Origin of the sequence: Mycobacterium sp. UM_Kg27, assembly GCF_000972905.1 — a bacterium.
Lineage (GTDB): Bacteria > Actinomycetota > Actinomycetes > Mycobacteriales > Mycobacteriaceae > Mycobacterium.
Map to the genome: position 1 here is coordinate 1 of NZ_JRMM01000229.1, position 3,184 is coordinate 3,184.

Genomic DNA, 3,184 nt, shown 5'->3' on the forward strand with positions numbered 1-3,184 from the left:
TGTGTATAAGAGACAGTTGCAGGACAGCTACCTGCGCTGGGCTGAGGTGGACCTGGCCGAAGTCCGCGATGTCAAGGCGTACCTGGCCAGCCTGGTCACCCGTCAGGCGCTCAACGCGCTGCGGGCCGGCGCTCGGCGCCGCGAGGAGTACGTCGGGCCGTGGCTGCCTGAGCCGCTGCTGCTGACCGAGCACGATCCCTCGGCCGATGTCGTGCTGGCCGAATCGGTGTCGATGGCGATGCTGGTGGTGTTGGAGACGCTGCGCCCCGAGGAGCGCGCGGTGTTCGTGCTGCGCGAAGTGTTCGGTTTCGACTATGACGAGATCGCGGCCGCGGTCGGCAAATCCGCGGCCGCGGCCCGCCAGGTCGCGCACCGGGCGCGCAACCACGTTCAGGCGCGGCGGCCGCGCTACGCTCCGGTCGACCCGGAGGAGAGCGCGCGGGTCACCGCGGAGTTCATGACCGCGGCGGCGGGCGGCGACATCACCACCGTGCTGTCGATGCTGGCGCCGGATGTGGTGTGGACTGCCGATAGCGGCGGCAAAGCCAGCGCGGCCCGCCGGCCGGTCGTGGGTGCCGACAAGGTGGCCCGCACGGTTATCGGGCTGCTGCGGCAGGGGACGCAGATGCCCGACGTCCGGGTGGACATGGGCGTCTGCAACTCCGCACCCGCGGTGCTGTTCTACCGCGCCGACCGTCTGGAGGGTGTGTTCACCTTCGAGATCGTCGACGGGCTGATCACCAACTTCTACGCCATGCGCAACCCGGACAAGCTGGCGGCGGTGGCGGCCGCCCGCGAGATCACCCGAGGCGCCGACGTCTGACAAGCTAGTGCCGTGCGAATCGAGCGGCTCGGCGACTTGGGGGCAGCCCCGGCGGTGCTGCGCGCAGTCGGCGATGCGACCGACCGACGCGGGCTGCCGCCGCCGGCCGCTCTGACCGGCGAGTGGTTCGGGTCCCAGGCGGTGATCGCCCCCAGCGTGGCCGTGAAGCCGGTGGGCCCCGACCAGGTGTTTTGTGCCCCGAATGCCCCGAATGCCCCGCATGGACCCGGTGTGGTGGGCGGCGGCTGGATCGGCTATCTGTCCTACCCCGATGCCGGCGCCGACGGCCTGGGGCCTCGCATCCCCGAAGCCGCCGGCGGCTGGACTGACTGCGTGCTGCGTCAGGACAACACCGACGGGCAGTGGTGGTTCGAAAGCCTGTCCGGAGCGGCCATGCCGGGTTGGCTGGCCGAGGCGCTGACGACGCCCGCCCCGGCGCGGGGATACCGCATCTATTGGGAGACTCCGGACCGCCAAGCGCACCGCGCCGGAGTGCTGGCCTGCCTGGAGGCTATCCGGTCCGGTGAGGTGTATCAGGCCTGCGTGTGCACCCGCTTCACCGGAACCGTCAGCGGCGCCCCACTGGATTTCTTCGCCGACGCGGTGGCACGCACCGGCCCCGCGCGTGCCGCCTACGTCGCCGGCGACTGGGGCGCGCTGGCCTCGCTGTCACCGGAGCTGTTCCTGCGCCGCCGCGGTCAGGTCGTGGACTCCAGCCCGATCAAAGGCACCCTGCCGCTGTACGCCCGCCCGTCGGCGCTGCGCGCTTCGACCAAGGACGTCGCGGAGAACATCATGATCGTGGACCTGGTCCGCAATGACCTGGGCCGGGTGGCGATCACCGGCACGGTCACCGTGCCCGAGCTGTTGGCGGTGCGGCCGGCCCCCGGGGTGTGGCATCTGGTGTCGACGGTCTCGGCCCGGTTGCCCGAGCAGCTGGCCATGGCGGAGTTGCTGGATGCGACGTTCCCGCCCGCGTCGGTGACCGGGACCCCCAAACACCGTGCCCGCCAGCTACTTTCGGAGTGGGAGCCCGCGCGTCGCGGGGCGTACTGCGGCACGGTGGGGTTGGCGTCGCCGGTGGCCGGCTGCGAACTCAACGTCGCGATCCGCACCGTGGAGTTCGACGCCGCCGGTGGCGCGGTGCTGGGGGTCGGCGGCGGTATCACCGCGGACTCCGACGTCGACGCCGAGTGGCAGGAGTGCCTGCACAAGGCCGCCCCGATCGTCGCCGACGGCCAGTCCCAGGAACGCAGCACCGCGTCGTAGACGCACTACACGGTTGCGCCGCGGCGCGGCATCAGCAGCGCCAGCACCAGCGCCACGATCACCAACGCGGGCACGTCACCGGCCAGATGACCACGTTCGGCCGGGTCGCCGATTGCCTGCGCCGTCATGATCGCGGCGTGCACCACACTGGAGGCCACCGTGAACCAGATCAGGCTGCGATGAGCCAGCGGATCACGTGCGGCGAACAGCAGGAACACCCCGAGCGTGGCGTACATGCCCAGGATCATCACCAGATAGTGCGACGAATCCGCGCCGGCATGGCCCCAGGCCCAGCCCGCCGGCCAGAGCACGGTCAGCGGATAGATCCCGACGACGAAGATCAGCCCGACGACGGTCAGCGCAACCTTCAGCGGTGTCGTTTCAGTCCTGTCGTTCGACGTCATCCGCGTCCTCTTCGAGCCCGAGCAGCTACATCAGCAAAGCCTAACGGCGCACAGGAGAATCCGATATCCCCTACTGGCGGGATCGCAGCACCGCGTCGTACAGCTCGCGTCGCGACACCGCGGCGGGCACGTCGGCGATCACCTGCGCGCAGGCATCCTTGACCCGCATGCCTTCGCCCGCCAGCCGGTTCACCTCGTCCACCAGCGTCGCCAGGTCAGCGCGCGGGGTCGCGCCCGCCAACACCACGGTGATCTCCCCCAGCACGCCGTCGACGGCCCAGCCGGCCAGCTCGGTCAGCGTCCCGCGCCGCACCTCTTCGTGGGTCTTGGTCAGCTCCCGGCAGACCACTGCGCGACGGTCCCCGCCGAGTTCGGCGACCGCGTCACGCAGGCAGTCGGCCAGCCGCCGCGGCGACTCGAAGAACACGCAGGTGCGCCGCTCGTCGGCCAACGAAGCCAGCCACGCCCGTCGCGCCGCCTGCTTGCGGGGCGCGAAGCCCTCGAAGCAGAACCGCTCCGAGGCCAGCCCGGACAGCGCCAGGGCGGTCGTCACCGCCGATGGCCCGGGCAGGCAGGTCACGGCCAGCCCGGCCTCGGCGCACGCGGACACCAGGCGGTAGCCCGGGTCGCTGATCAGCGGCATCCCGGCGTCGCTGACCACCAGCACGGTCTGTCTCTTATACACATC

At 70.9% G+C, this 3,184-nt stretch carries 4 protein-coding genes; 2 read left to right on the forward strand and 2 right to left on the reverse strand.

Annotated elements, in window-relative coordinates; genetic code table 11:
- Nucleotides 1–823 (forward strand): RNA polymerase sigma factor SigJ (sigJ, locus tag LI94_RS20670; RefSeq protein WP_046302400.1); only part of this gene is annotated, 823 nt, incomplete at its 5' end.
- Between the two features lie 12 nt (nucleotides 824–835).
- Nucleotides 836–2,092: an aminodeoxychorismate synthase component I gene (locus tag LI94_RS20675; RefSeq protein WP_046302401.1), complete on the forward strand. Its 1,257-nt coding sequence runs from the start codon at nucleotides 836–838 to the stop codon at nucleotides 2,090–2,092.
- A 5-nt stretch (nucleotides 2,093–2,097) separates the two neighbouring features.
- On the opposite strand, the gene LI94_RS20680 is transcribed toward LI94_RS20675, so the two are convergent.
- Nucleotides 2,098–2,496 (reverse strand): DUF6632 domain-containing protein, encoded by a 399-nt coding sequence (locus LI94_RS20680; RefSeq protein WP_024442531.1) that lies wholly within the window; start codon nucleotides 2,494–2,496, stop codon nucleotides 2,098–2,100.
- A gap of 70 nt (nucleotides 2,497–2,566) precedes the next feature.
- The coding region (locus LI94_RS20685) for a 16S rRNA (cytidine(1402)-2'-O)-methyltransferase (RefSeq protein ID WP_046302402.1) at nucleotides 2,567–3,184 on the reverse strand (618 nt) is incomplete at its 5' end.